This window comes from Paenibacillus typhae, assembly GCF_900099765.1.
Classification (GTDB): domain Bacteria; phylum Bacillota; class Bacilli; order Paenibacillales; family Paenibacillaceae; genus Paenibacillus_AQ; species Paenibacillus_AQ typhae.
In genome coordinates this window covers 157,436-181,378 of sequence record NZ_FNDX01000008.1, presented here as the reverse complement: position 1 = coordinate 181,378, position 23,943 = coordinate 157,436, and the positions used below count along the sequence as shown (strand labels likewise).

The window sequence follows — 23,943 nt, the reverse complement described above, 5'->3', positions numbered from 1 at the left end:
TGCGGAGCTGTCCCTTCGGGATGCGCAAATACATAGCGCATTAATGTGTTCTGCTTATCTAAAAAGAACGGCCGGGAAAGAGCCGTTCTGTTGAATACGTGGTGTGACCTTACTCGGCGCGCAGCTCCAGCAATGCGTCGCGCAGCTCAGCGGCGCGCTCGAATTGCAGGTTCTTGGCGGCGTCCTTCATCTCTGCCTCCAGACGCTGCATCAGGCTCTGCTTGTCTTTCTTGCTCAGCTTGCCTCCGGCACCGGTGAGGTACTCGGCCTTGGATTCGGCCACCTTGGTGGCCTCGATGATCTCACGGACCTTCTTGTTGATCGTCGTTGGTGTAATACCGTGCTTCTCGTTATAAGCGATCTGAATGGCGCGGCGGCGCTCGGTTTCACTGATGGCCTTCTCCATCGACTCGGTAATACGGTCCCCGTACATAATGACCCGGCCGCCCGAGTTACGGGCCGCACGGCCGATTGTCTGGATCAGGGAACGCTCCGAACGGAGGAAGCCCTCCTTATCAGCGTCAAGAATAGCAACCAGAGATACTTCGGGAAGGTCGAGACCCTCTCTTAACAAGTTAATACCCACAAGGACATGGAACGTACCGAGCCGGAGATCGCGCAGGATGGCCATCCGTTCGAGCGTCTTGATGTCGGAGTGCATATAGCGGACCTTGATGCCGATTTCCTTGAAGTAATCGGTCAGATCCTCCGACATCTTCTTGGTCAGCGTGGTCACTAGTACCCGTTCGTCCCGTGCTACACGTTCACGGATCTCATTGATCAGATCATCGATCTGGCCTTCCGTCGGCCGGACCTCGATAATAGGATCGAGCAGGCCGGTAGGCCGGATGATCTGCTGTACCATTGTCTCGCAATGTTCCATTTCGTAAGGCCCCGGCGTTGCCGAGACGTACACAATCTGGTTCACCTTGTCTTCGAACTCCTCAAACTGCAGCGGCCGGTTATCCAGCGCAGACGGCAGGCGGAAGCCGTGCTCAACAAGTACGGTCTTACGCGCCCGGTCACCGTTATACATGGCCCGGATCTGCGGCAGCGTTACATGGGACTCATCAATTACAATCAGCATGTCGTCCGGGAAGTAATCCAGCAGCGTGTACGGGGTAGCTCCCGGTTCACGGAAGGTCAGCGGCCCTGAATAGTTCTCGATCCCGGAGCAGAAGCCGACCTCCTTCATCATCTCAATATCGTAGCGTGTCCGCTGTTCCAGCCGCTGCGCCTCAAGCAGCTTGCCTGCATCCCGCAGAACGGCCAGACGCTCCTCCAGCTCCCGCTCAATATTGACCAGGGCGACTCGCATCGTCTCTTCCTGGGTAACAAAGTGAGAGGCCGGAAAAATCGCAATATGATCGCGCTCGCCGATCAGCTCCCCGGTCAGCACATCAATTTCGGTGATCCGTTCAATCTCATCCCCGAACAGCTCAACCCGGATGGCGTGCTCGCCCTGGGAAGCCGGGAAGATTTCGATGACATCACCGCGTACGCGGAAGGTACCGCGCACGAAGTTCATATCATTGCGCTGGTACTGGATATCCACCAGCCGGCTCAGAATCTGGTTGCGCGGCTTCTCCATTCCGACACGTAAGGAGAGCAGAAGGCTACCGTATTCCTGCGGCGATCCGAGACCGTAAATACACGATACGCTTGCCACAATAATAACGTCACGCCGTTCAAACAAAGAGCTCGTTGCCGAGTGGCGCAGCTTATCTATCTCTTCATTAATGCTGGAATCTTTCTCGATGTAAGTGTCGGAGGAGGGAATGTAGGCTTCGGGCTGGTAGTAATCGTAGTAACTGACGAAGTAATCGACGGAATTGCTTGGAAAAAACTCCTTGAACTCACTGGCAAGCTGTGCAGCAAGCGTCTTGTTATGCGCAATAACCAGCGTAGGACGGTTAAGCTTGGAAATCATTTGTGCAATGGTAAAGGTCTTGCCTGTACCCGTTGCTCCCAGCAGCGTCTGGTGTTTCTTGCCCTGCCGGATGCCGTTCACTAATTCTTCTATGGCATGAGGCTGATCGCCCTGGGGTGTATACTCGGACTCCAGTTTAAAAGTCTTCGTACTGACGACAATATCACTCATTTGCCCGTCTCCCCTCTATCGTCTAAAATATATTAATATACTATAATTGTGGTCTGTTTGCGCTAATCCCATACCGTTTAAAAATATGGAAGATAAGAATGCGTGTTCCCGTTTATTATACAGTGTTGCCTACATGGATGCAAACCATATTATATAGAAATCTAAGGAGACTGATCCTATGGATATTACCTCAATCATCGGCCTCCTGGCCGGACTGGCCGCGCTTATCGGCGGTTTTTTCTGGGAAGGCGGCAACCTGTCAGGACTGCTTCAGCCAAACGCCGCCCTGATTGTATTCGGAGGTACGCTGGCTGCGGTGCTGATCAGCTTTCCCGCCTCCAGACTGCGCTCTGTTCCCGCTGCGCTGCGCCTGGCTTTTGGCAGACAGCCTGATACCAATTTAGATAAGGCCCAGGAGCTGATCTCGATGGCAGCCATTACACGGAGGGGCGGTGTTCTTGCACTGGAAAAGCAGGCGGAGGAGCATCCCGATCCCTTTACCCGTGAAGGGCTGCTGCTTATCGTCGACGGCACCGATCCGGACCAGGTACGCCAGATTCTGGAGCTGGATATGGATGCCAAAGAGCTGAAATATGAAGGTTATGCCAAAATTTTTGAAGCTGCAGGCGGGTACGCCCCGACCATGGGGATTATCGGAACCGTCATGGGACTTATTCATGTGCTCAGTAGCCTTTCCGATCCGTCAGGTCTTGGTTCATCCATCGCAGTCGCTTTTACAGCGACACTGTATGGTGTAGCCAGCGCCAATCTAATCTTTTTACCCATCGCCTCCAAAATCAAATCCCGCGCCAGTGCAGAGCTAAGCAGCATGGAGATGCTGCTGGTCGGCATACTGTCCCTGCAGAATGGTGATCCTCCGCATCTGGTGCGCAAGAAGCTGGGCTCCTTTATCGCAGATTCACCCTATATAGAGAGATCCTTCAGAGGCCTGTCATGAAGCAGAGGAACCGGCGCACCCGCAAAGCGGATGGACAGCACGAGCCCCGGGACCGCTGGATGATTACCTATGCGGATCTGATTACGCTGCTGCTGATTTTTTTCGTCGTTATGTATGCGATGAGCAGTCTGGATACCGAGAAATACAGGATTGTAACAGGCTCACTGTCTGAAACGTTCCGGAGCGGCAACCCTGTACTGGATGGAGGAAGCGGTATACTGGACGGAGAGAATGGAATCCAGGACCCTCCTTCCGCAGGCGGGCAAAACGATGGCAGCGGGAATGGGGTAAGTGATTCCGGAAACGGAGGAACTGGCAATGCGGGCAGCGGTACTGGTGAAGCACCTTCGGCAGAAGAACAGGACGGGAATGAACCGCCGTCAGCGCGCGAGCTTGCTTTCCGCGAACAGGAAGCCAAGCTTAATGCGCTCATGGATGTAATTACAGCTTATGTTGAGGACAATAATCTTGGCGACCAGATCTTTGTGGCGGACAAGCCGCAGGGCATTGCCATTACGCTCAGCGACCGCTTTCTGTTCGATGTCGGCCGGGCTGAGCTGAAGCCGCCTGCTTTTCCGGCGCTCCGGCAGCTCTCGGGTTTATTCAGCGGCATAGGCGCATCCATCAGCATCGAGGGCCATACTGATAATACACCTGTATCTGCCGGCTCACAGTATAACGACAACTGGGATCTTTCGGGGGCGCGCGCGCTTTCAGTTCTGCGTTTTTTCCTGGACAGCGAAGGGCTTGATCCCAGAACCTTTCAGTATGCGGGATATGCCGACACCCGGCCTGCTTATGACAATGCTACCGCCGAGGGACGCCAGAGAAACCGCCGGGTGGAGCTGATCGTGCTCCGGCAGCTGCAGGAAGAGGAATAACGGACGTTACAGCCAAGAGATCAGCAGAGTGTAATATCTATAATTTGCTGACTGGGAGTCTGAAATCGGATGAACAAAACCCATGAAATAACAACTGATTCCTCACGCTATTGGGGAACGATCCGGCTGTTTATTTCCCTGCTGATTACTGCTTTTGTCTCAATCTGGATTACTTCAGGAATTGGTTTTACATCCAATGTATTGGTCATGTTTACTTCGAAGGATTTTTTCCGGGGGGAATTTGCCTACAGTTATCCCGCCAGCAAGCTGGTCTGGATGGCAGGACAATATGTACTGGCAGGAGGAGCGTTTGCCTTGGCGTGGTATGCCTATTGGTGGACACTTTCCAGTCATTCAGAGACCAGATTCATCCGCTGCTTTCCTCTGCAGCTGCTGCTTGCTTACGTACCGCTGCTATTGCTTTTTTTGCAGATAAATCCTGTATATAATCCAGATCAGATGATTCCTTTAGCCGCCGGCGAAGTGAAATTTTCACTCTGTATGGGTATGTCCGCTGTACTTTTATTTCCGTTTTACTCTATCTGCGCCTACCGTTTTGAACTTCGTCCCAACGCACCGCCAAGCCGTACTGTCAGGCTTCTGATCCTCCTTATATCATTTGCACTAATTGCCATGGGGCTGCTGCCGATTTTATGGCGGATCGCCCCGCATCTTTACCCTGGGCTTAACAACTTCCCCAACTTTTATTAAGGGCGGCTGCACTGGCAGCACAAAAAGGCGGAACCCGCGCAGCATGATTGTGCCGCAAGAAAGTTCCGCCACTATATTTCAGGTACTCCTCCATCTGACGAAGGCAGGGGCACCTGTTTTTATTTGCACAAATTGTATGCCAGTTATTCTCCGATCAGTTCACGGTAAGCAGCCGCATCCAGCAGTCCGGCTACAGCCTCGCTGTACTCGCCGTCAAGCTCAAGCTCAAAAATCCAGCCTCCGCTGTAAGGCTCGTCATTTAGCAGCTCGGGGCTTGCTTCCAGCGCATCGTTGATGCGTGTAACCTTTCCCGAAACAGGTGAATATAATTCGGAAACTGTCTTTACAGACTCAATGCTGCCCACACTGTCACCGGCGGAAACAGCAGCTCCTACTTCAGGAAACTCCACAAACACGATATCCCCGAGCAGATGCTGGGCATGATCTGTAATCCCGACCCGTACTACGCGTCCTTCACCCTGCTGAGCCCATTCGTGTTCTTCACTGTACCGCAGGTTGTCTAACACTTCACTCATTTCAAGCCGCCTCATTTCCGAATTTGGTGTTGTAAATGTAGTTATAGACTAAAATAACGGCTTGCGCAATGTCAATATAACTGACAGGAAATTTAATTTTGTCGTTTTTTTGACGTTTTTTTGTTGACGCGCGGCCCAATACCCGGTTTAATGGAGACAGCAGATTTGCACGGCGCTACTTAGCGCCGCTTCAGATCATGATTGTTCAGGAATAATATATGGTTTGCGAATGATGGCATAGGGAGAGACTGTCTCCCGAAGACAGCGCCGAAGGAGTAAGCCCCGGGCGGGTGAATCTCTCAGGCAAAAGGACCTTTGCCGGACGCATCTCTGGAGAGCATCAGTCCCTGCACCGCAGCGCGCTGATCACCAACGGGGAAACCTGCCGAATAGCTCCGGGCGGGGTAACTCTCAGGTACAAAGGACAGAGCGGAACGCTATTTATGCACGTTAAGTGTGTATTTTAGCGACCGTTCTGTCCTTTTTTTGTTGTCATATTAGACAGGTGCCGGCCCGGACGGGCACGGAACAGCCGCTTTGGCTTGTGTGTAATCAGATCAGGGGAGTGAGCACATGGATGCTTTGAAGAGAACGCCTTTTTACAGCCTTTATTCCGCCTATGCGGAGGCCAGATGCATTGATTTCGGCGGCTGGGAGCTGCCGGTGCAGTTTACAGGGATCGTCAAGGAGCATGAAGCAGTCCGCCAGCAGGCGGGACTATTCGATGTCTCGCATATGGGGGAATTCATGGTCAGCGGGAGCGGCTCAGAGGCTTTTCTGCAAAAGATGACGACGAACGATGTCAGCCGGCTGACTGACGGTGCGGCACAGTACACCCTTATGCTGTATCCAAACGGCGGAGTCGTTGATGACCTTCTTGTCTACCGCCTTGGTGAAGAGCGCTATATGCTTGTCGTCAATGCCTCGAACATCGACAAGGACTTTCAGTGGCTGCAGGAGCATCTTACTGACGAATTCAGCGGTGTAAGCCTGAAAAATGTCTCGGAGGATACCCTCCTGCTAGCACTGCAAGGGCCGCTGGCAGAAACGATTCTCCGTGAGGTTACCTCCGCAAACGTCGCTGACCTTAAACCATTCCACTTCATCGAAAAAGCTGAAGTATGCGGCGCAGAAGTCCTGCTCTCCCGTACCGGCTACACCGGCGAAGACGGCTTTGAGCTGTACGCCCCGGTGGACACAGCCGCCGCTTTGTGGAACGGCCTGCTTGCAGCCGGTGCTCCGCACGGCCTGATGCCGGCCGGTCTTGGCGCACGCGACACGCTCCGCTTCGAGGCGAAGCTGCCGCTGTACGGCCAGGAGCTGTCGGCAGAGATCACCCCGCTGGAAGCGGGCGTGCAGTTCTTCGTCAAGCTGGACAAAGCCGGCTTCATCGGCAAGGATGCGCTGGTGAAACAGAAAGAAGCCGGCCTGCCCCGCCGCCTGGTCGGGCTGGAGATGATTGACCGCGGGATTCCGCGTTCCCACTACCCCGTCTTCGCAGACGGAGTAAAGATCGGCGAAGTAACAACCGGAACCCAGTCGCCGACGCTGAAGCGCAACCTGGGGCTTGCACTGATTGATACAGCCTACAGTGAAATCGGCACAGAGGTTTACGTAGAGATCCGCGGGAAGCAGCTTAAGGCCGCTGTGGTCAAAGCACCGTTTTATAAAAAGAGCCAAGGAGTGAAGCCGCAATGAAGCACCGCTATCTGCCTATGACTGAGCAGGACCGCCAGGAGATGATGGAAGCCGTCGGAATTCAGTCCATGGAAGAGCTGTTTATCGATATTCCGCAGTCTGTCCGTTACCAGGGCACCATGCCGATGTCGGAGGCGCTGGATGAATACGCACTGCTCCGCCATATGAAGGAGCTGGCCGACAAAAATGCCAATTTCGATACCCACGCCAGCTTCCTCGGCGCCGGAATCTATGATCACCATATCCCGGTTGTTATCAACCACGTGATTTCCCGTTCGGAATTCTATACGGCTTATACCCCGTATCAGCCGGAGATCAGCCAGGGCGAGCTGCAGGCGATATTCGAGTTTCAATCCTACATCTGTGAGCTTACCGGCATGAAGGTAGCCAACGCCAGTATGTACGACGGCGCCACTGCTTTTGCAGAGGCAGCAGTTCTTGCCGCAGGTGCTACCAAACGCAAAAAACTGATTGTTTCCCGTACCGTACACCCGGAAGCCCGCCAAGTACTGGCTACATCGGCCGGTGCCTGGGGCCTGGAGGTTGTGGAAATTGATTATAAAGACGGGGTTACCGATCAGGCCAAGCTGGCTGAAGCGATCGACGGAGATACCGCAGCTGTGCTGGTACAGTCTCCGAACTTCTTCGGAGCTATTGAAGACCTTGGCGCAATCGAACCGCTGATTCACTCCGTCAAAGGACTGCTTGTAGTCAGCGCCAACCCGCTGGCACTGGGCGTTCTGGAAACGCCGGGCAAGCTCGGAGCCGACATTGTAGTCGGTGACGCACAGCCGCTGGGTATTCCAGCTTCGCTTGGCGGCCCGACCTGCGGATTCTTCGCTGTAGCGGAGCCGCTGATGCGCCGGATGCCGGGCCGGATCGTCGGCCAGACCGTTGACCGTAACGGTAAACGCGGTTTTGTTCTTACTCTTCAGGCCCGTGAACAGCATATCCGCCGTGAAAAGGCGACCTCCAACATCTGCTCCAACCAGGCGCTGCTGGCGCTCTGCGCTTCCGTCTACCTGTCTGTTATGGGAAAAGAGGGCATGCGTGAGGTCGGCGAGCTGAATATCCGCAAGAGCCATTATGCTGCCGGCAAGCTTGGAGAGCTTACAGGCGCTGCTCCGGCGTTCACTGCCCCGTTCTTCAATGAATTCGTGCTGAAGCTTCCTGAGGGAAGCAATGTCAGCGAAATCAATTCAAAGCTTGTTAAGGAAGGCTATCTCGGCGGCTACGATCTCGGCCGTGATTATCCGGAGCTGGCCGGACATATGCTGGTTGCCGTTACAGAGAAAAGAAGCAAGTCGGAAATAGACCAATTCGCAACTGTACTGGAGGGCTGTTTATGAAACCGGAACAAAGTCTGATTTTTGAGCTTAGCCGTCCCGGCCGCTCAGCCTATTCCCTGCCTGTGTGCGATGTTCCTGAGGAGGAGGCCATTGATTCGCTGATCCCGGCCGGTCTGTTGCGCAGCGAGCCTGTGCTTCTGCCGGAAGTGTCTGAAGTGGATGTCATCCGCCACTACACTGCCCTCTCCCGCCGCAACTTCGGTGTCGATAACGGCTTCTACCCGCTCGGCTCCTGTACGATGAAATACAATCCGAAGATTAATGAGGATGTTGCCCGCTTCCCGGGTCTGGCCAAGATTCATCCGTACCAGCCGGAAGAGAGCATTCAGGGTGCCCTTGAATTAATGTATACTCTGCAAAAAGATCTGGCCGCCCTGACCGGCATGGATGCCGTCTCCCTTCAGCCTGCTGCCGGCGCTCACGGGGAATGGACCGGCCTGATGATGATCCGCGCCTACCACGAGAGCCGCGGCGAGAAACGCACGAAGGTTATTGTGCCGGACTCTTCGCACGGCACCAACCCGGCCAGCGCCGCAGCTGCCGGACTTGAAACCGTAACGATCCCGTCCAACGCCAAAGGCATGGTGGATCTGGAAGCCCTGAAGGCTGCAGTCGGCAGCGACACGGCTGCACTGATGCTCACTAACCCGAGTACGCTCGGCCTGTTCGAGACGCAGATTGTCGAGATCGCCGAGATTGTTCACGAAGCAGGCGGCCTGCTGTATTACGATGGCGCAAACTCCAATGCGATTATGGGCATTACCCGTCCGGGCGATATGGGCTTCGACGTGGTCCACTTGAATCTGCACAAAACAATGAGCACCCCGCACGGCGGCGGCGGCCCGGGAGCCGGACCTGTCGGTGTGAAGTCGATCCTGATCCCGTTCCTCCCGCAGCCAACTGTTGTCCAGAACGAAGACAACAGCTTCTCGCTGAACTACGGGGGACCGGAATCCATCGGCCGGGTCAAAGCTTTTTACGGCAACTTCGGCATTCTCGTCCGTGCCTACGCCTACATCCGCACCTACGGTCCGGACGGCCTGCGCGAGGTATCCGAGAACGCCGTGCTGAACGCCAATTATATGATGCACCGGCTGGCGCCGTATTTTGAAATCCCGTACCCTGGCGTCTGCAAGCATGAGTTCGTCATGTCCGGCCGCAATCTCAAGCAATACGGGGTGCGTACGCTGGATGTAGCCAAACGGCTGCTCGACTTCGGCTACCACCCGCCTACTGTCTACTTCCCGCTCACCGTCGAAGAGTGCATGATGATTGAGCCGACCGAGACCGAAAGCAAGGAAACGCTCGACGGCTTCATCGAAACGATGATTAGAATCGTCAAGGAAGCCCAGGAGACACCGGAGATCGTCATCAACGCTCCGCACACGACCGAAATCAGCCGTCTGGATGAAACCCAGGCTGCGCGCAAGCCGGTGCTGAACTGCTCTTGCGGTTAACCCAATAATAAAAAAAGGCGGCCCGGATATTCACATATCCGGGCCTTTTTATATGCCATCCCACTTACCTAAATGGATAGAACTTGATATAAACAATTAAGGAAAAGTGGCGGAGGGGAATTTTGGAACTGTAGGAGCGGATGCGTCCGCCTTTGTCTGCGGATTTCAACCGCGAACAGCGGTACAAATCAAGAAATCTGCAGACAACAGCGGCCGGAAGTCCAAACATTCTTCGTAGTCACGACCAGACTTAATTTAAAATATCACTTCAATCTATATCGCCTGTAAGCTTCTTAATAAACTGCAATCTATCGCTCACCCGCATTTTACTGTAAATATTCTTCAGTACGTTTCTGACCGTACCTTCGCTGATCCCCAGCTCATTGGATATGTGCAGCGCGCTACGCTCCAGCAGCCACTGCCGGGCTACATCCTGCTCACGCGCACTCAGCTTATAATGCTGCAGTCTGGACTCCAGCCGGTATTCACGGATTGCCGGATTGCGCTCCATCCACTTCCCCGTGATGTTCTCCGCAATCTGCTGTACAAAGGGAATGGCGAATTCGATCTGCTCTTTTTTATGAAAAGAAATATCGACATAGCCATAGGTACGGCCGTCTGCCTGCAGCGGTGCACAGATGCAGTTCCATTCTGCAAAGGCCGGATCGGAATGCTCATCGCCGCGTACGACACCGATGCAGTCCATCTCCATCGCCAGCGACACCGCATTCAGACCCGAATGCTGCCTGCACAGGCTGACCCCTGTACCAAACTCCGTCCTGATCAGCTCCTCACGAAGCTCCGGCGAAGAGCATACCAGTTCCAGAATGACCCCAGCCCGGTCTGTCAGAAATACGGCATACGGAATGGAGATAAAGCTCCCGATCCTGTTCATCTCGCTGCGGATGGAAGCGATCATGGCCTCATGGTAGATCTGTTCCTCCGGCTTCCTATCTGAACCCTTCCTGGTCAGGCCACCGCTCAACCTTTGGCGGAATAATGCAAGCCGTTCTTCCGGCAGGTCAGCAGGCCGGCACCAGGCTCTGGTCTTTTCGTAGGTACTCAAAACAATCCCCCCAGTCGCACCCTATTCTACCTATTATAGTACGTAAAAAACTATTTTTCAGTTTCTGATCTATTCCGCCAGTTTTCGACACCGGTCAAGTGCTATATTTGAACATGGCTTTTGTCAGAGAATCATAATCATCACAATCATGAAGAGTAAAGGAGGAATCGCCTTGAGTATTATAGAAGCCCGTGGACTCACCAAGTCCTTTGTGCAGGCTGTGAAAGAGCCGGGTCTGAAAGGCGCGCTCAAGCATCTCGTCACCCCCAGAAATATTACAAAAGTGGCTGTTCATCCACTGGATCTCAGTATCGAAACCGGAGAAACTGTCGCGTATGTAGGACCAAACGGTGCCGGGAAGTCTACAACAATCAAGATGCTGAGCGGCATCCTGAAGCCGTCCGGGGGCAGCATTTCTGTAAACGGTATCAATCCGTACAAAAAAAGAATGGAGAACGCCGCAAGAATCGGCGCCGTCTTCGGCCAGCGCACCCAGCTGTGGTGGGACATCCCGATTGTCGAATCCTTTTCGCTGCTGAAGGATATTTACCAGATCCCTGATCCGGTCTACCGGAATAATCTGGAGCAGTTTATTGAACTCCTGGGCATGAATGAATTTATTCACTTATCCGCCCGGAAGCTCTCGCTGGGGCAGCGCATGCGCGCCGATCTGGCCGCAGCCCTCTTACATAACCCGCCCATTGTCTATCTCGACGAGCCGACGATCGGGCTTGATGTGTCCGTAAAGCAGAAGATCCGCGAATTCATCAAAAAAATCAACCACGAGCAGCAGACAACCGTCATGCTCACCACCCACGATCTCGGCGACATTGAGGATCTCTGCAGACGGCTGATTATCATCGACCACGGCAGGATTATTTATGACGGCAGCCTGAGCGAGGTGAAGTCGCGTTTTGCCCGCAGCCGGATTATCTTTTTCCAGGTTGGCTCGCCAATGCCGGAGCTGTTCGCAGAGCTGAACCGGACTCCCGGGATCAGGTTTACGCTGCAGAATGATCAGGAATTCTCCGTTGCCTTTGACCGGTATGAATATACTGCAAGCGATGTGGTCAGCCGGGTGATGCGCCATGGCGAGGTGATTGACTTCCGGATGGAGGACGCCAACATTGAGCAGGTGATCAAGGCTGTATATGACGGTAATCTCGACCTCAATCAGCAGGCCCAATAAGAAAGGAGGACCCTCACAGCCATGTCTGCCATTTCACTAAAAAAATACAGAAGCATCGCAAACCGCTCCCTGCAAAATGTGCTGGCCTACCGGACCTCCTACGTGATCGGCTTTTTGGCTAATACCGTGAACCTGCTGGCGATCTACTTTTTGTGGCAGGGCATTTACAGCGGCCGCAGCGATGTCGCCGGGTATAGCTGGGATCAGATGAAGACCTACCTGCTGGTCACCTTTCTGGCCAACTCTGTGCTCTCCTGGTATTCCGAGACATCCATCTCCGGCAAAATCCTGGACGGCAGCGTAGCGATGGATCTGCTGAAGCCGCTTGACTTTCAAAGTGCACGCTTCTCGGAGACGCTGGGGGCCAGTCTGCTGGAGGGCGGAATGAGCGCGGTTCTGCTGACGCTTTTTGCTTCCTTTCTGTCCGGCATTACCCTGCCGCATTCGCCGCTCGTCTATGTGCTGTTTATCCTGAGCCTGATTTGCGCAATCCTGGTTAAATTCGGCGTTGTGTACCTGGCGGCCCTGCTCTGCTTCTGGTCAACAGGATCGCTGGGCATCGTCTGGACACGGATTGCCGTTACCAACCTGCTGTCCGGTGCGCTTGTGCCGCTGGCTTTTTTCCCGGACTGGCTGGAGCGGCTCGCTTTGTGGCTGCCCTTTCAGAGCATCATCCACACGCCGACGATGATCTTTCTGCAGCAGGCCGGTACGGCCGAAAGTCTGAATCTGATCGCTTTGCAGGCCTTTTGGGGACTCGTCCTGTGGTTCGCCGGCAAGGCGATGTGGAACTGGGCAGTCCGCCAGGTAACGATTCATGGAGGTTAGAGTGAAAGGAGTGAGAACCGGTGCGGGTTTCACAGATGTTCTATCTGTACAGGCGGCTGTACGTGCAGCAGCTCAAAGCTATTCTCGAATATAATAAGGATTTCTACATATTAATGTGTTCCGCTGCGTTAACGCAGGTGCTCGGCTTTGTGTTCCTCTGGGTAATCTATGACCGGATTCCTGACATCAACGGCTGGCAGTTTTGGGAAGTGACGTTTATGTATGCGATGATTTTTGTAACGGAGGGGATCGGCTCCCTGTTCTTTGAAGGCACCTGGCGGATGAGCCGGCTGGTTAATCTGGGCGAAATGGACCGCTATCTGCTGCGGCCGGTTCCAGTTGTGCTGCAGGTCTTCTGCACAGGGATCGGGATCAATGGTCTCGGCAATCTGCTGATCGGCGGAGTCATCATCGGGCAGTCGCTCGTTCACGGAAATGTGCACTGGACTCCGGGGAAAATCCTCATTATCCTCCTGCTGCTGATTACCGCGGTCATTATCCGCGTAGCAATTAATCTGGCTGCCAATTCAGCCGCCTTCTGGATCAAAAATGCCGGCAACGCCTTTCCGCTGATGGTCCACAATCTGGCTGATCTGGCCAAATATCCGCTGTCGCTTTTTCCGCAGGCCGTTCGCGTATTTGTATCTACCGTGCTGCCTTACGCCTTTATCAGCTTCTACCCGGCTACTTATATTTTCGGCAAAAGCGGCTGGTCCGGCTGGTGGATGTTGGCTCCGGTAGCCGCACTGGGAAGCATGGCCGCTGCGTACGGCATCTTCCGCTTCGGACTGTCACGTTATGAGAGTACGGGCAATTAAATCAGCCAAAAAAAGCAGGAGCAATGCGGAATTCCGCACGGCTCCTGCTTTTTATACCCTCTTAGTCAGCCATCCTTATAACGCTGCTTCAGCCCTTGTTCCCGCTTCCTTCCGCTCCTTAGCCGATCTGCGGAAATACAGCAGTTCATATACCGCCGGTACAACCAGCAGCGTCAGAACGGTTGCTGCGGTCAGGCCGCCGATTACGACAATCGCCAGGCTCTGGGAGACGATGCTGCCCTGCTCGGAATGTCCGAACAGAAGCGGCAGCATGGCGCAGACGGTGGCAATCGCAGTCATCAGAATCGGCCGCATCCGTGTTCCCGCCGCTTCAAGAATGGCTGCACGGATGGTCATATGCTCTTCATTCTGCTTGATCCGGTCTATCAGCACAACCGCATTAGTAACAACAATACCTATAAGCATCAGGGCACCGAACAGTGCGGTAAAGTCAGGCGTTATGCCCGAGATGATCAAGGCCACAATGGCTCCGATTGCCGCCAGCGGCAGCGAGAACATGATCGCCAGCGGGGCACGCAGTGTCTTGAAGGTCAGCACCATGATCAGGTAGACCAGACCGATCGAGATCAGAGCTGTTATCCCAAGGTCGCCGAAGTCGCCGGCCTGATCAGCAGAGGCTCCCCCGGCAAACAGGGTTACGCCTTCCGGCAGGGTAAGACCGTCCGTCTGCTTTTTGATCTCTGCCCCGATTGCCGACACCTTCTTCGCATCCACCTCTGCAGTAATCCGCACATAAGGCTTGCCGTCCTTATGGTAGAGCATCGCAGGCTGCTCCGTTACTTCAAGCGAAGCCACAGCCGAGAGCGGCTGAGGCCCTCCGGAGGTCATTACCGTAATCTGCTTGAGGTCCTCCTGTGACTGCGGCTGCAGCACCGGCTCCAGCATAACCGCCGCCGGTGAGCCTTCAAGCTCGATCTGGCCTAGCGGAACCGGATTAAGCATGGCTGCAAGCTGCATGGAGATTTCCTGGGCATTTGCTGCTGCAGGATCAACGTTGAAGGCAAATACCGGCTTCGTATCCTCCATATTGCTGCTGACTTTTTGTACACCGTCTACAGCCTCGATCTTAACAATCGCTTCTTCCGCAACCGTCCGGATTGCCGCAAGGTTATCACCGGAAATATCCACATACTCACTTGTAGAAGCAGATCCCATCATACTGGCTTCATTTGCCGTTAGTGTGGCTCCTTCATAGCTGTCCTGCAGACCGCGGACATGATCGAGGAACTGCTGGGCGTCGGCATCCTCCTTCATCAGCACAGTGTAGTCTACCTGAGTCAGCGAGCTCACTGTCCCCCATCTGGCCATATCGGCACTATTCCCGGATTGCATAACAACTGTCTCTGCCTCGGGCCGGCTGATCATCTCCTGTTCCAGCTGTTTGCCCTTCTCCAGCACCTCGGCTACCGGCACATCATTCGGGTATACGAGCTGGACGCTGACCATACTGGCATCCGCTGCATCAAGCGCCCCCTTGGGCATGGCAACGTAAGCGGCGATGGAGCCGGCAAGCAGCACCAGGCCTGCCGTCAGCGTAATCCACTTGCGGTGCAGATTCCAGTCGAGGAAGCGGGAAAACCACTTGGCAGGCTCATGCTCCTTCATGGATGTTCCGCGCAACAGCCATGCGCTCAGCAGCGGCACGACCGTTAGGGCTACAACCAGCGAGGTCAGCAGCGAATAGGTTACCGTCAGCGCAAACGGAAGCAGGAAATCCTGCAGGCTTCCGCGCAGCAGACCCATCGGCAGGAACACCGCAACGGTGGCAATCGTCGATGTGGTGATGGCTCTGGCGACCTCACCAGTTGCGCTGATTACCATATCACGGGACAGCGGCTCCTTTTGCAGCCGGCGGTATATATTCTCAATTACAACGATGCTGTCGTCGACCAGCCGTCCTACCGCAACGGCAACACCGCCGAGAGTAACAATGTTCAGCGTGATGCCGGAAATCTTGAGCAGATACAGCGTCACAGCTAGAGACAGCGGAATAGATACTGCCGTTATCAGTGTAGCCCGGATGTTGCGCAGGAACAGCAGAATGACAACTGTAGCGAACAAGGCTCCCAGCAGCACCTCACGCATCATGCTGTTGACCGAGGTGACGACCATGTCAGAGGTGCTGAAGATAACGGAAAGCTCGGCACCCGGCACACTTTTATTGATCTCATCCGCGGCGTCCCGCACCTTCTCACCGACATCAACCGCATTCGCCCCGGCTTCCTTGGTAATAATCGCGAACAGCACATCCTTGCCGTTGGAGCGGCTTACGCTCTCCTGATCCGCTTTTACCGTAACCGCAGCAATATCCTGCAGCGTTACGCCGGCGGCTAACGGAAGACTCTTTAACGTGTCCAGGCTGTCTATGGAGGACGTAACATTTACATTCCCCGTCTGCCCGCCGATCGTCTGCTCCCCGATAGAAGCCGATACGCTGCGGCCCTGGAGCAATCCCAATACCTGTGCAGTGGAGATGCCCTTTGCAGCCATCGCCTGCGGGTCCAGCTTCACATTCACCTGCGGACTGGTTTTGCCGTAGAGCGCTACACTGGCTACGCCGTCTATCTTTTGCAGCTGAGGAATAATCGTATTCTCGGCAACCTCAAGATTCTCCTTGGTCAGCCCGTCCTCGAAGGATAATGTTGTCTGAGCGACCGGAATCATGGAAGTGTTCAGCTGCACAATGAAAGGATCCATTACCCCTTCCGGAAATTGCAGCGCACCGACCGCCTTTTCAACTTCCTGTGAGGCCTCCTTCATATCGCTTTTTCCGTCAAAATAAAGATCCACCTTCGCATACCCGTCCCCCGAGGTGGACATCTGTCCGGTTTTACCTTTCAAGGCAGCGGTTGCCGCCTCGATCGGCTTCGTAACCATACTTTCCATCGAATGCGCATCCTGGCCCGGACCCAGCACCGTAACGGTCACCTGCGGATTGTCAGCCTCCGGCATAAATTCCATTGGCAGCGTGGTATAACTCAGCATCCCCACTACAAGCGCCATTACGACGAGAAGACCTACTGCCCCTTTATTGCCGAAGGACCATTTTGTAAACCAAGTCATTGTTCCTGTACCCCTTCCACTCTTCTGATTTGAGAAGCCTTATGCCTGCGTCCCTTATGTATGAGCTGCTTTCTTGCTTTAGTGTAGTGTCTTTAAAAGGATGCCAAAACCGCCCGGCGGCTGGTTTGCGGCCCAGTCTCAAGACGGAGCGTGTCTCACTCCCTGGACATAGGAAGGCAGAGGGAGCAGGCTATCTAAGCGAATAAGGCGCAAAAAGCCCCTCTGCATACACAGAGGGACTTACAGAAATCTTGTCCGGAACTCCGCTTATGGGGAATAGCTGCTCGCCCGGGTCAGAAACAACCGCCATCAGGCGCTGATTCCCGCTTCATTCGGACGCAGCGTTGCCGAACCGAGTGCGAGCAGAATGGCCGCCATCAGGCCAAGGACCGCAAAGGGCAGCCACAGCTCGTTCCAGCCGCCGCCCGTAGCCGCAATATCCACCGCCTGGATAGCCCATTTCTGCGGTGTGAAATTGGCCGCCTTCTGCATGTATTCCGGCATAATGGACAGCGGCCAGAAGCATCCGCCCAGCATGCAGGTCGGTGTAAGAATGAGCGCGTTCAGCATTCCCGCATTGCGCGGATTGCGGATCAGGCCGGCCACTGTGCCGGCGATGCCCATCGAGACAAGCATAAATGCGGCCAGCACCAGGAAGTACAGATACATCGGAATTTCATAGTCGTAGCGCAGCACCCATTTGCCAAGGACGAGGACAACGGCAATCTGGATAATGCCGACCAGAAAGCTGCCGAAAAAGTTGCCCAGCGCAATTTCATAGGCGCGGACCGGTGCGCTATACATCCGCATCATTGTCCGGCCTTTGCGGTCATCAATAACCTGATTAACTGCACTTGTCACCAGACCCATCAGGAACATCAGTGTCATTCCGGTTATAACCCCCAGTGTCTGTCTGGGGTACAGGTCATAATCCGTCCGCACACTTCCGGCATTGTGCCGCTCGGCCTGCTGCAGAATGGCGGCAAACTGACCGAGCGGATCACCGGTCCCGCTCTCCTTTACCGTTGCTGCGGTAACCAGCATCTGCCTGGCTATGGCGGCGGCTTTCATTTTTAGCAGAACCGAGTCCTCCGTTATCTTCAGCTCGTATACCGTCAGCTGCGGCTGCTTACCCTCCAGAAGCTGTGCGGTATAATCCCGCGGAATCAGCAGGCCGGCAATCCCGTCCTGGCCGATCACGCTTTCTTTCATTTCCTGTTCGCCGGGGCTCTCTGCCAGCTCGTAATCTCCTGAGCTCCTGAGCTCTGCCAGCAGATGTCTGCCTCCCGCCCCGTTGTCCAGATTGGTATAGAGCAAGGTCGCCTTTGAGCTGTTATCAATGCCTCCAGTGATGGAAATAATCCCCGCAACTACAATACCGGGCAGCACAATATACAGCATCAGCCCTTTACGGGAGCCGATCGTCCGTTTGACCATATTCCAGCCGATTGTCCAGATATTACTCATGATAACCCACCTTCCGGTATGTGAAGACCACTCCGCCGATCAGAACAAGGCACATTGCCGACATCACCAGCAGGTTCGGCAGGATCTGCCCGAAGCCCGAATGCAGCATCATACGGATGATCGCCTGCAGCTCCCAGTGGTTAATCGTAAACGCCCCGACACTGTTCACCCATGAATCCGGCAGGGGAGCCATGCCCCCGCTGAGGAAGGTCATTCCGACCGTTACAATATTAACGATATTCGTAGCGGTTGCACTTGTTTTACTGAACATGCAGACAAGAATCGAGAACGTCATCGAAGCAATGATCATCAGCAGACAGAACAGTATCAGCAGCCACGGGCGGTTCCCCCAATACACTCCGAACAGCAGGTTGGTAAAAATAATAATCGCCGCACATTGCAGCATCGTAATGACGCCGACACCCAGCATTTTGCCGATGAACAGCTGCGAGCCTTTGACCGGCATGGAATGAATCCGGAATAACGTATGATTATCCTTTTCGCTAAAAAGAGAGCTGGTAACTGTAAGTCCACTGTATAGAAGGAACATCAGCAGCATAGACGCCGCGTAGAACTGGGAGGCTGTATAGGTTTTTCCTCCGTTATTGAGATTGCCAAGCTGCACTGCAGGCTGATCCGCCATCGCCGGTATGGCTGCTGTCAGCGCCTCAGGCCCCAGCGTCATGGCTGCCGCCTGCTTATAATTGATTTCGCTGAGAAAGTTGTCGAACACTGTGCCTGCGGTGGTATTGTCACTATGGTTTTTACCGAGGATCAGCTCAAGCTCCGCCTGGCCGCCGCTTTGGATTTCACTGTCGAATCCCTGCGGCACTATGACCGCATAGCCGTATTTTCCCGTACGGAGTCCGCTTTCCGCTTCCTCGCGGGTCTGCACCTCAAACGGGCTGATATAATCCTTAACCTCATCCGATTTCACAAAAGCATCCAGCGCGGCTGATTTCGCCGGGGCTGCAGCTGCCGTATCTACAATAGCAACCTTCACCTGATTTACAGTCTCTGCGCCCTCAACCCCGACTACTCCGGAGAGCGAAGCTCCCAGCAGGAAAATCAGCACCACCGGCAGCAGAATCATATTCAGCAGCCAGGTACGTGAACGCAGCTGCCGGCGCAGCTCATAGGTCATAATAGTCCAGATATTCATATCCTTTTGCAGCTCCTTCCTCAGTCCCGCAGGGTCCGGCCGGTCAGGCTGAGGAACAGCGTCTCCAGATCCGGCTCTTCGATATGCAGGGATACAATGCTTCCTTCATGCCTGGAAAAAATAAATAAGATATCCTGAAGCTCACTCTGCGAAGAAGGCAGATACAGCTCAACCGCATCCTCTACAACCTCTACACGGTTGATCCGCGGATGCTTGCCCAGCTCGCTGATTAGTCCCGGTGTGATGTTGGTTGCTTTCACGACGATCTTTTCTTCATGGGCGACCCGTTCACGCAGCTCCTTTTCGGTGCCGCAGGCGATGATATGCCCTTTATCCATAATCGCTACCCGGTCGCAGATTGCCGCAACCTCTTCCATGTAATGGCTGGTGTAGATGATCGTCGAACCGAGCCTGTTCAGCGCCTTGACCGACTCCAGAATATGATTGCGCGACTGCGGATCAATGCCGACGGTCGGCTCATCCATAATAATCAGCTTCGGCCGGTGCATGATTGCACAGGCGATATTCAGGCGCCGCTTCATCCCTCCCGAGAAGGTTGACGGCTTCTCTTTGGCCCGGTCACTTAGTCCGGTAAAAGCAAGCGCCTCCTCCGTACGTTCCTTGAGCAGACTGCCCCTCAGCCCGTACAGCTTGCCGAAGAAGCGTACATTTTCCGCAGCCGTCATGTTTGCATACAGCGCCAGATCCTGGGGAACGAGCCCGATCCGCCTTTTCACCTCAATCGGATGCTCCTTCACGGATATGCCGTCGATCCGGATCTCACCGGAATCATATTTGAGCAGGCCGCAGATCATGCTGATGGTGGTGCTTTTTCCCGCTCCGTTCGGCCCGAGCAGCCCGAAGATTTCTCCCTCTTCAATATTGACATTTACATGGTCCACCGTAAGCTTCTGATCATACCGTTTAACAACATCACTGAGCACTGCAAGAGTCATCCGCTCATCTCTCCTGTTCTTATCGCTTCTATGGTTTCATTGTAGCGCATGGAGCGTTCCGCCGGAGGTACGCTAAGTCATGAGCTGGTGGTGACTAAAGTCATCTCCTGAACAGGGAGCCGGGTGTGCTAAGATGAATATAGATTCTTAAGGCCTTATATTATGATTCAAAGGATGAATGACTTGACCAGAGAACTGCGTATCCTCCGCTACGGCCTGCTCATTATTCCGGCCGTGCTCTCCGTATATGTCTATGATTATCCGGACTACGGCCTGTTCACCTTCTATTTTCTGATGCAGCTGCTGCTGGCAACTGCCGCCGCACGGCTGCCGAAGCCTTTCCCTGCGCTGGCCGTTACTCTTGAGCTGCTATACAGTGCCTGGATGTGCCGGGAGTACGGGCTGCTGATGATTTTTCCGGCAGTTTCGGCGCTGCTCTGCTATTCTCGGCTGCAGTCCAAAGCGTTGCCTGTCCTGCTGACTGGTCTCCATCTGATCGCGCTGAACGCCGCCTTCAGCCCTTTAGCCCTTCAGTATCTGATCTATATGAATCTCACCTTCCTGCTGGCCGCCGGGCTGAACGAGCTGCTGCGCCGGGCGGGACGCGGCCGGGAAGATACCCTGTTCCTGTATGACGAGCTGCGCAAAAAGCATTTTGAGCTGGACGAGGCCCGCAGCCGGCTGCTGCAGTTCGCTTCCCAGGTGGAGAACGCGGCGCAGGCAGAGGAGCGGGTAAGAATCTCGCGGCAGCTGCATGATGACATCGGCCACCGCCTGATCCGGGTCAAAATGATGGTCGAAGCTGCCATCCATACCCTGCCGGGCTCACCTGAAGCAGGCATGGGCATGATGGGCCAGATCCGTGACCAGCTCGCCGCCAGCATGGACGATATGCGGACTGCCCTGCGGCAGGTTAACCATGCACCCCAGCTTGAGGGGGCCTACGCCCTGGACCGGCTGCTGGAGGAGACCGGCCGGGATACCGGCATTGAAACCTCATATCAGGTGGAGGGCTATGCCTATCCGCTCTATCCGAGCATGCAGGTGGTACTCTACAAAAATGCCCGGGAGGCGCTAACCAATGCTTTGCGGCACGGAAAAGCGACGGTTGTCTGGATCTCTGTTTTCTATAGCGAGCGTGAGGTTGTTATGGAGGTCGGCAACAACGGGCTCCTGCCGGAGGAGGATCAGCTGCGCAGGCTTCACGCAGGCGGCGGAATGGGGCTGAAGGGGATGAACGAGCGTACCAGCCTTGTAGGGGGAACGCTGGAGGTGCGCGCCGGAGCGCCGTTCACTGTGGTTACAAGACTGCCGGTTTACCGGCAGGGTGAGCTGAAGTAAAGGAGTGGAATGGGAGTCCAGACATTTCTAGCCAGCAGCCGTATGTGATGAAACTATAGATTCCATTTATAAAGCTACATAATTCAATCAAGCCGAGGTGAGCTTTCTGTATGATTAAAGTTGTAATTGTAGACGACGATCCTTTCATCCGCGAGAGCCTCAAGGTGCTGGTTGGCCTGGATGCGGAGATTGAAGTAGCCGGCTGCGCAGGCGACGGTGCCGAAGCGCTGACGCTGCTGCAGGGTCTGACCCCTGTTGCCGATGTTGTCCTGATGGATATCCGGATGCCGGGCTGCGGAGGGGTTGAAGGGACGCGCCGGATTAAGGCGGCTTTTCCGCAGGTATCCGTCCTGATGCTGACCACCTTTGATGATGATGAATATATCATTGAGGCGCTGAGGGGCGGGGCCAGCGGGTATCTGCTGAAGAATATTCCGCCGGACCGGATTATTCAGGGAATCAAAACGGTATATCAGGGCAACATGCTGATCCACCCCGATATTGCCCGCAAAATGGCGGGATTTCTCCAGTCTGCAGCACCCGCGGCGCTGCCTGTACGGGAGCATCCGTCCCTGGAATCCTACGGCCTGACCAAGGCGGAGCAAGGCATTGTTGCCTCTATTTCGGAGGGGCTGACCAATAAGGAGATCGCCGCCAAGCTGTTCCTGAGCGAGGGCACCGTCAAGAACTACATCACCGACATCCTCAGCAAGCTTGGCCTGCGTGACCGCACGCAGATTGCGATTTTTTATTTGAAGAGCCAGCGGGAGTAAGGGTGATTCCGGTCACCTGCGCCGCGCAAGGGTATGCTATAACAAAATAAGGCCAGCTCCCGCAATTACAGCGGGAGGCTGGCCTTTTGTTATAGGCGAATAATAGCCGGCTGGGAATCCGGTTGGTCAGGCATCCAGTGTCTCCGTATTAACGGTCCCGGCTGGCCGCTGCTTCTCATTACTGCCCGGCGGCTGATCCTCAGCGGATTTGGCCCGCTTCAGCCCGGCCGTTGTAATTCCTCTGCGGCGGGTGCGGGTTCCCGTCTTCATGCCGATGATGCCGAAAATGCCGCTCGGCTTCGCAGCTGCAGTGACGGCCTCATCCGGGTCCGGTACGAGAATCATGCCGAGCTGGTGATGGTCTCCGGCGTAGATCGGGCGCTGCAGATATTTGCTCTCCCCTTCCCGGTTCTGCACCTCCAGCTTGCAGTATGCCGGGTTCATGCGCAGCGCATCATGCAGCTGCGCCGCTTCGGTCAACAGCACCCCGTTGACCTTCAGCAGCACTTCGCCCGGCAGGATGCCCAGCTCCTCCGCCGGGCTGCCCGGCAGGACGGCCAGCACCTTGCGGCCGGCCGGCGGATGCACGAAGCTGGGGCTAGTGCTGCGCTCCTCCAGAGCGCTGTACCAGTTCATGCCTTCGTGCAGGAGAAGCGCGAGCAGCGCCGCAACCAGCGTCAGCGGACTCCAGGCGTAAGCCAGCAGGCTTACGCCCAGGAGGACAACGCTGTACGCCAGCAGCCGGCCTGCGGTGCGGGCTGCCTTGCGCGCCGGCAGCAGGCTCTGGGTCATCTCGCTGAAGCCGATGATGACCGGCAGCGACACCAGCCCAAGTCCGCCGCCGAGCAGCGGCTGCCAGGGCAGCTCCCCGGTTCCCGCTGCGGAGGGAAGCAGCAGGAACAGCGGCAGCGGCCAGAAGGCCTCCAGCTGGTAGCCGCCGACGACCTTGCCGCGCTTGCCTTCCAGGAAGAGCGGCGATGCCAGCCGCGCGCCCTGCCAGCGTGCGAGCAGCGCTTCCGCGAGATGCAGCAGCCCGGCCAGTACGAGCAGCGCCGGAATGTCCATCTCCCGCAGCGCGGTTACCAGCCGCCCGGCAGTTCCAGCCTGCAATGCATCCGGGAAGAGGGAGAAAATAAACTGTATGATACCGAGCAGCCCGATAGAGTAGGCAAAGCACAGAAAGCGCACGCGGAATAGCATCAGGACCAGGCTGACAATCCAGATGCAGATTACAGCATCCGGAGGCACCGAAATGCCCAAAGCAACCGCTGCCACTGAAACGAGCAGCCCCATCACCAAACCGCTCCACACCGTCCGCCACGTTTCAGGGCCCCAGCTGTGCTGCTTTACATGGATCAGCTTGCGCTCCAGCGCCACCTGTCTGCGGTAATAGAGGACAATAAACAGAAGAGCAATATAATAATAAGGCTGAATCAGCAGATGTATGACCGCTGTGCCCAAGCTTGTAAGCAGTTCTAGCATCTCATTCAAACTGTCGTCACACTCCTTCTACTCGCTTTATGTATTAAATGATAGCAATGCAGCTTATAAAAAAAGAAGGCTGAATT

19 protein-coding genes and 2 riboswitches are annotated in these 23,943 nt (G+C 55.0%); of the genes, 11 read left to right on the top strand and 8 right to left on the bottom strand.

All coding sequences use genetic code 11. The annotated features are described in order from the left end of the window. Positions 1-109 precede the first annotated feature (109 nt). Positions 110-2,101, bottom strand: a complete 1,992-nt coding sequence (uvrB, locus tag BLR64_RS09970) for an excinuclease ABC subunit UvrB (RefSeq protein WP_090713965.1) — start codon at positions 2,099-2,101, stop codon at positions 110-112. A gap of 178 nt (positions 2,102-2,279) precedes the next feature. On the opposite strand from uvrB, the gene BLR64_RS09965 reads away from it, so the two are divergent. The 3 genes from BLR64_RS09965 (at position 2,280) to BLR64_RS09955 (ending at position 4,651) form a co-directional block, all read left to right on the top strand. Next, positions 2,280-3,059 (top strand): flagellar motor protein, encoded by a 780-nt coding sequence (locus BLR64_RS09965; RefSeq protein WP_090713964.1) that lies wholly within the window; start codon positions 2,280-2,282, stop codon positions 3,057-3,059. Next, a complete protein-coding gene (locus tag BLR64_RS09960) occupies positions 3,056-3,940 on the top strand; it encodes an OmpA/MotB family protein (RefSeq protein ID WP_090713963.1) in 885 nt (294 codons plus the stop codon). The genes BLR64_RS09965 and BLR64_RS09960 overlap by 4 nt, the downstream gene beginning before the upstream one ends. A 69-nt stretch (positions 3,941-4,009) precedes the next feature. Continuing rightward, positions 4,010-4,651 carry a hypothetical protein gene (locus BLR64_RS09955; RefSeq protein WP_090713962.1) on the top strand — a complete coding sequence of 214 codons (642 nt, stop codon included), beginning with the start codon at positions 4,010-4,012 and terminating at the stop codon, positions 4,649-4,651. A 143-nt stretch (positions 4,652-4,794) separates the two neighbouring features. Here the strand turns inward: BLR64_RS09955 and gcvH are convergent, their stop codons facing one another. After that, positions 4,795-5,187, bottom strand: a complete 393-nt coding sequence (gcvH, locus tag BLR64_RS09950; protein ID WP_090713961.1) for a glycine cleavage system protein GcvH — start codon at positions 5,185-5,187, stop codon at positions 4,795-4,797. Between the two features lie 229 nt (positions 5,188-5,416). Then, a riboswitch (glycine riboswitch) is annotated at positions 5,417-5,512 on the top strand. 3 nt (positions 5,513-5,515) lie between these two features. After that, positions 5,516-5,617, top strand: a riboswitch (glycine riboswitch). 143 nt (positions 5,618-5,760) lie between these two features. Here gcvH and gcvT point away from each other — a divergent pair. The 3 genes from gcvT to gcvPB are packed head-to-tail and all read left to right on the top strand — an operon-like array spanning position 5,761 to position 9,691. Next, on the top strand, positions 5,761-6,885 hold the full coding sequence (gene gcvT, locus BLR64_RS09945) for a glycine cleavage system aminomethyltransferase GcvT (RefSeq protein ID WP_090713960.1): 1,125 nt from the start codon (positions 5,761-5,763) through the stop codon (positions 6,883-6,885). Continuing rightward, positions 6,882-8,234 (top strand): aminomethyl-transferring glycine dehydrogenase subunit GcvPA, encoded by a 1,353-nt coding sequence (gene gcvPA, locus BLR64_RS09940; protein WP_090713959.1) that lies wholly within the window; start codon positions 6,882-6,884, stop codon positions 8,232-8,234. The genes gcvT and gcvPA overlap by 4 nt, the downstream gene beginning before the upstream one ends. Next, entirely contained in the window at positions 8,231-9,691 is a 1,461-nt protein-coding gene (gcvPB, locus tag BLR64_RS09935; RefSeq protein ID WP_090713958.1) for an aminomethyl-transferring glycine dehydrogenase subunit GcvPB, read from the top strand. The genes gcvPA and gcvPB overlap by 4 nt, the downstream gene beginning before the upstream one ends. Positions 9,692-9,959: 268 nt before the next feature. Here the strand turns inward: gcvPB and BLR64_RS09930 are convergent, their stop codons facing one another. Then, complete coding sequence (locus BLR64_RS09930; RefSeq protein ID WP_090713957.1) at positions 9,960-10,757, bottom strand: helix-turn-helix domain-containing protein; 798 nt, start codon at positions 10,755-10,757, stop codon at positions 9,960-9,962. 172 nt (positions 10,758-10,929) lie between these two features. On the opposite strand from BLR64_RS09930, the gene BLR64_RS09925 reads away from it, so the two are divergent. The 3 genes from BLR64_RS09925 to BLR64_RS09915 are packed head-to-tail and all read left to right on the top strand — an operon-like array spanning position 10,930 to position 13,592. Next, positions 10,930-11,946 carry an ABC transporter ATP-binding protein gene (locus BLR64_RS09925; RefSeq protein ID WP_090713956.1) on the top strand — a complete coding sequence of 339 codons (1,017 nt, stop codon included), beginning with the start codon at positions 10,930-10,932 and terminating at the stop codon, positions 11,944-11,946. A 21-nt stretch (positions 11,947-11,967) separates the two neighbouring features. Next, positions 11,968-12,774 (top strand): ABC transporter permease, encoded by an 807-nt coding sequence (locus BLR64_RS09920; RefSeq protein ID WP_090713955.1) that lies wholly within the window; start codon positions 11,968-11,970, stop codon positions 12,772-12,774. 20 nt (positions 12,775-12,794) lie between these two features. Then, a complete protein-coding gene (locus tag BLR64_RS09915) occupies positions 12,795-13,592 on the top strand; it encodes an ABC transporter permease (RefSeq protein WP_090713954.1) in 798 nt (265 codons plus the stop codon). Positions 13,593-13,667: 75 nt separating this feature from the next. On the opposite strand, the gene BLR64_RS09910 is transcribed toward BLR64_RS09915, so the two are convergent. The 4 genes from BLR64_RS09910 to BLR64_RS09895 all read right to left on the bottom strand — a co-directional run bounded on the left by BLR64_RS09910 (position 13,668) and on the right by BLR64_RS09895 (position 20,261). Further along, the gene (locus BLR64_RS09910; protein ID WP_090713953.1) at positions 13,668-16,676 is read right to left on the bottom strand and encodes an efflux RND transporter permease subunit; all 3,009 of its coding nucleotides are present in this window, start codon (positions 16,674-16,676) and stop codon (positions 13,668-13,670) included. A 309-nt stretch (positions 16,677-16,985) separates the two neighbouring features. After that, positions 16,986-18,143, bottom strand: a complete 1,158-nt coding sequence (locus BLR64_RS09905; protein WP_090713952.1) for an ABC transporter permease — start codon at positions 18,141-18,143, stop codon at positions 16,986-16,988. Further along, positions 18,136-19,305: an ABC transporter permease gene (locus BLR64_RS09900; RefSeq protein ID WP_090713951.1), complete on the bottom strand. Its 1,170-nt coding sequence runs from the start codon at positions 19,303-19,305 to the stop codon at positions 18,136-18,138. Before BLR64_RS09900 ends, BLR64_RS09905 begins: the two co-directional genes overlap by 8 nt. Before the next feature lie 20 nt (positions 19,306-19,325). After that, positions 19,326-20,261, bottom strand: coding sequence for an ABC transporter ATP-binding protein (locus tag BLR64_RS09895; protein WP_090713950.1), 936 nt, complete (start codon positions 20,259-20,261; stop codon positions 19,326-19,328). 183 nt (positions 20,262-20,444) lie between these two features. On the opposite strand from BLR64_RS09895, the gene BLR64_RS09890 reads away from it, so the two are divergent. Both BLR64_RS09890 and BLR64_RS09885 read left to right on the top strand, forming a co-directional pair. Beyond that, the gene (locus BLR64_RS09890; protein ID WP_244157657.1) at positions 20,445-21,602 is read left to right on the top strand and encodes a sensor histidine kinase; all 1,158 of its coding nucleotides are present in this window, start codon (positions 20,445-20,447) and stop codon (positions 21,600-21,602) included. A 110-nt stretch (positions 21,603-21,712) separates the two neighbouring features. Next, the gene (locus BLR64_RS09885) at positions 21,713-22,375 is read left to right on the top strand and encodes a response regulator transcription factor (protein WP_090713948.1); all 663 of its coding nucleotides are present in this window, start codon (positions 21,713-21,715) and stop codon (positions 22,373-22,375) included. Positions 22,376-22,501: 126 nt separating this feature from the next. On the opposite strand, the gene BLR64_RS09880 is transcribed toward BLR64_RS09885, so the two are convergent. After that, positions 22,502-23,857, bottom strand: a complete 1,356-nt coding sequence (locus BLR64_RS09880) for a PDZ domain-containing protein (RefSeq protein ID WP_167360640.1) — start codon at positions 23,855-23,857, stop codon at positions 22,502-22,504. Positions 23,858-23,943 lie beyond the last annotated feature (86 nt).

Excerpts from the sequence above, each read along its gene's own strand:
- uvrB (WP_090713965.1), bottom strand. The coding sequence starts at position 2,101 with ATGAGTGATATTGTCGTCAGTACGAAGACTTTTAAACTGGAGTCCGAG.
- BLR64_RS09965 (WP_090713964.1), top strand. The coding sequence starts at position 2,280 with ATGGATATTACCTCAATCATCGGCCTCCTGGCCGGACTGGCCGCGCTT.
- BLR64_RS09960 (WP_090713963.1), top strand. The coding sequence starts at position 3,056 with ATGAAGCAGAGGAACCGGCGCACCCGCAAAGCGGATGGACAGCACGAG.
- BLR64_RS09955 (WP_090713962.1), top strand. The coding sequence starts at position 4,010 with ATGAACAAAACCCATGAAATAACAACTGATTCCTCACGCTATTGGGGA.
- gcvH (WP_090713961.1), bottom strand. The coding sequence starts at position 5,187 with ATGAGTGAAGTGTTAGACAACCTGCGGTACAGTGAAGAACACGAATGG.
- gcvT (WP_090713960.1), top strand. The coding sequence starts at position 5,761 with ATGGATGCTTTGAAGAGAACGCCTTTTTACAGCCTTTATTCCGCCTAT.
- gcvPA (WP_090713959.1), top strand. The coding sequence starts at position 6,882 with ATGAAGCACCGCTATCTGCCTATGACTGAGCAGGACCGCCAGGAGATG.
- gcvPB (WP_090713958.1), top strand. The coding sequence starts at position 8,231 with ATGAAACCGGAACAAAGTCTGATTTTTGAGCTTAGCCGTCCCGGCCGC.
- BLR64_RS09920 (WP_090713955.1), top strand. The coding sequence starts at position 11,968 with ATGTCTGCCATTTCACTAAAAAAATACAGAAGCATCGCAAACCGCTCC.
- BLR64_RS09910 (WP_090713953.1), bottom strand. The coding sequence starts at position 16,676 with ATGACTTGGTTTACAAAATGGTCCTTCGGCAATAAAGGGGCAGTAGGT.
- BLR64_RS09905 (WP_090713952.1), bottom strand. The coding sequence starts at position 18,143 with ATGAGTAATATCTGGACAATCGGCTGGAATATGGTCAAACGGACGATC.
- BLR64_RS09900 (WP_090713951.1), bottom strand. The coding sequence starts at position 19,305 with ATGAATATCTGGACTATTATGACCTATGAGCTGCGCCGGCAGCTGCGT.
- BLR64_RS09895 (WP_090713950.1), bottom strand. The coding sequence starts at position 20,261 with ATGACTCTTGCAGTGCTCAGTGATGTTGTTAAACGGTATGATCAGAAG.
- BLR64_RS09885 (WP_090713948.1), top strand. The coding sequence starts at position 21,713 with ATGATTAAAGTTGTAATTGTAGACGACGATCCTTTCATCCGCGAGAGC.
- BLR64_RS09880 (WP_167360640.1), bottom strand. The coding sequence starts at position 23,857 with ATGCTAGAACTGCTTACAAGCTTGGGCACAGCGGTCATACATCTGCTG.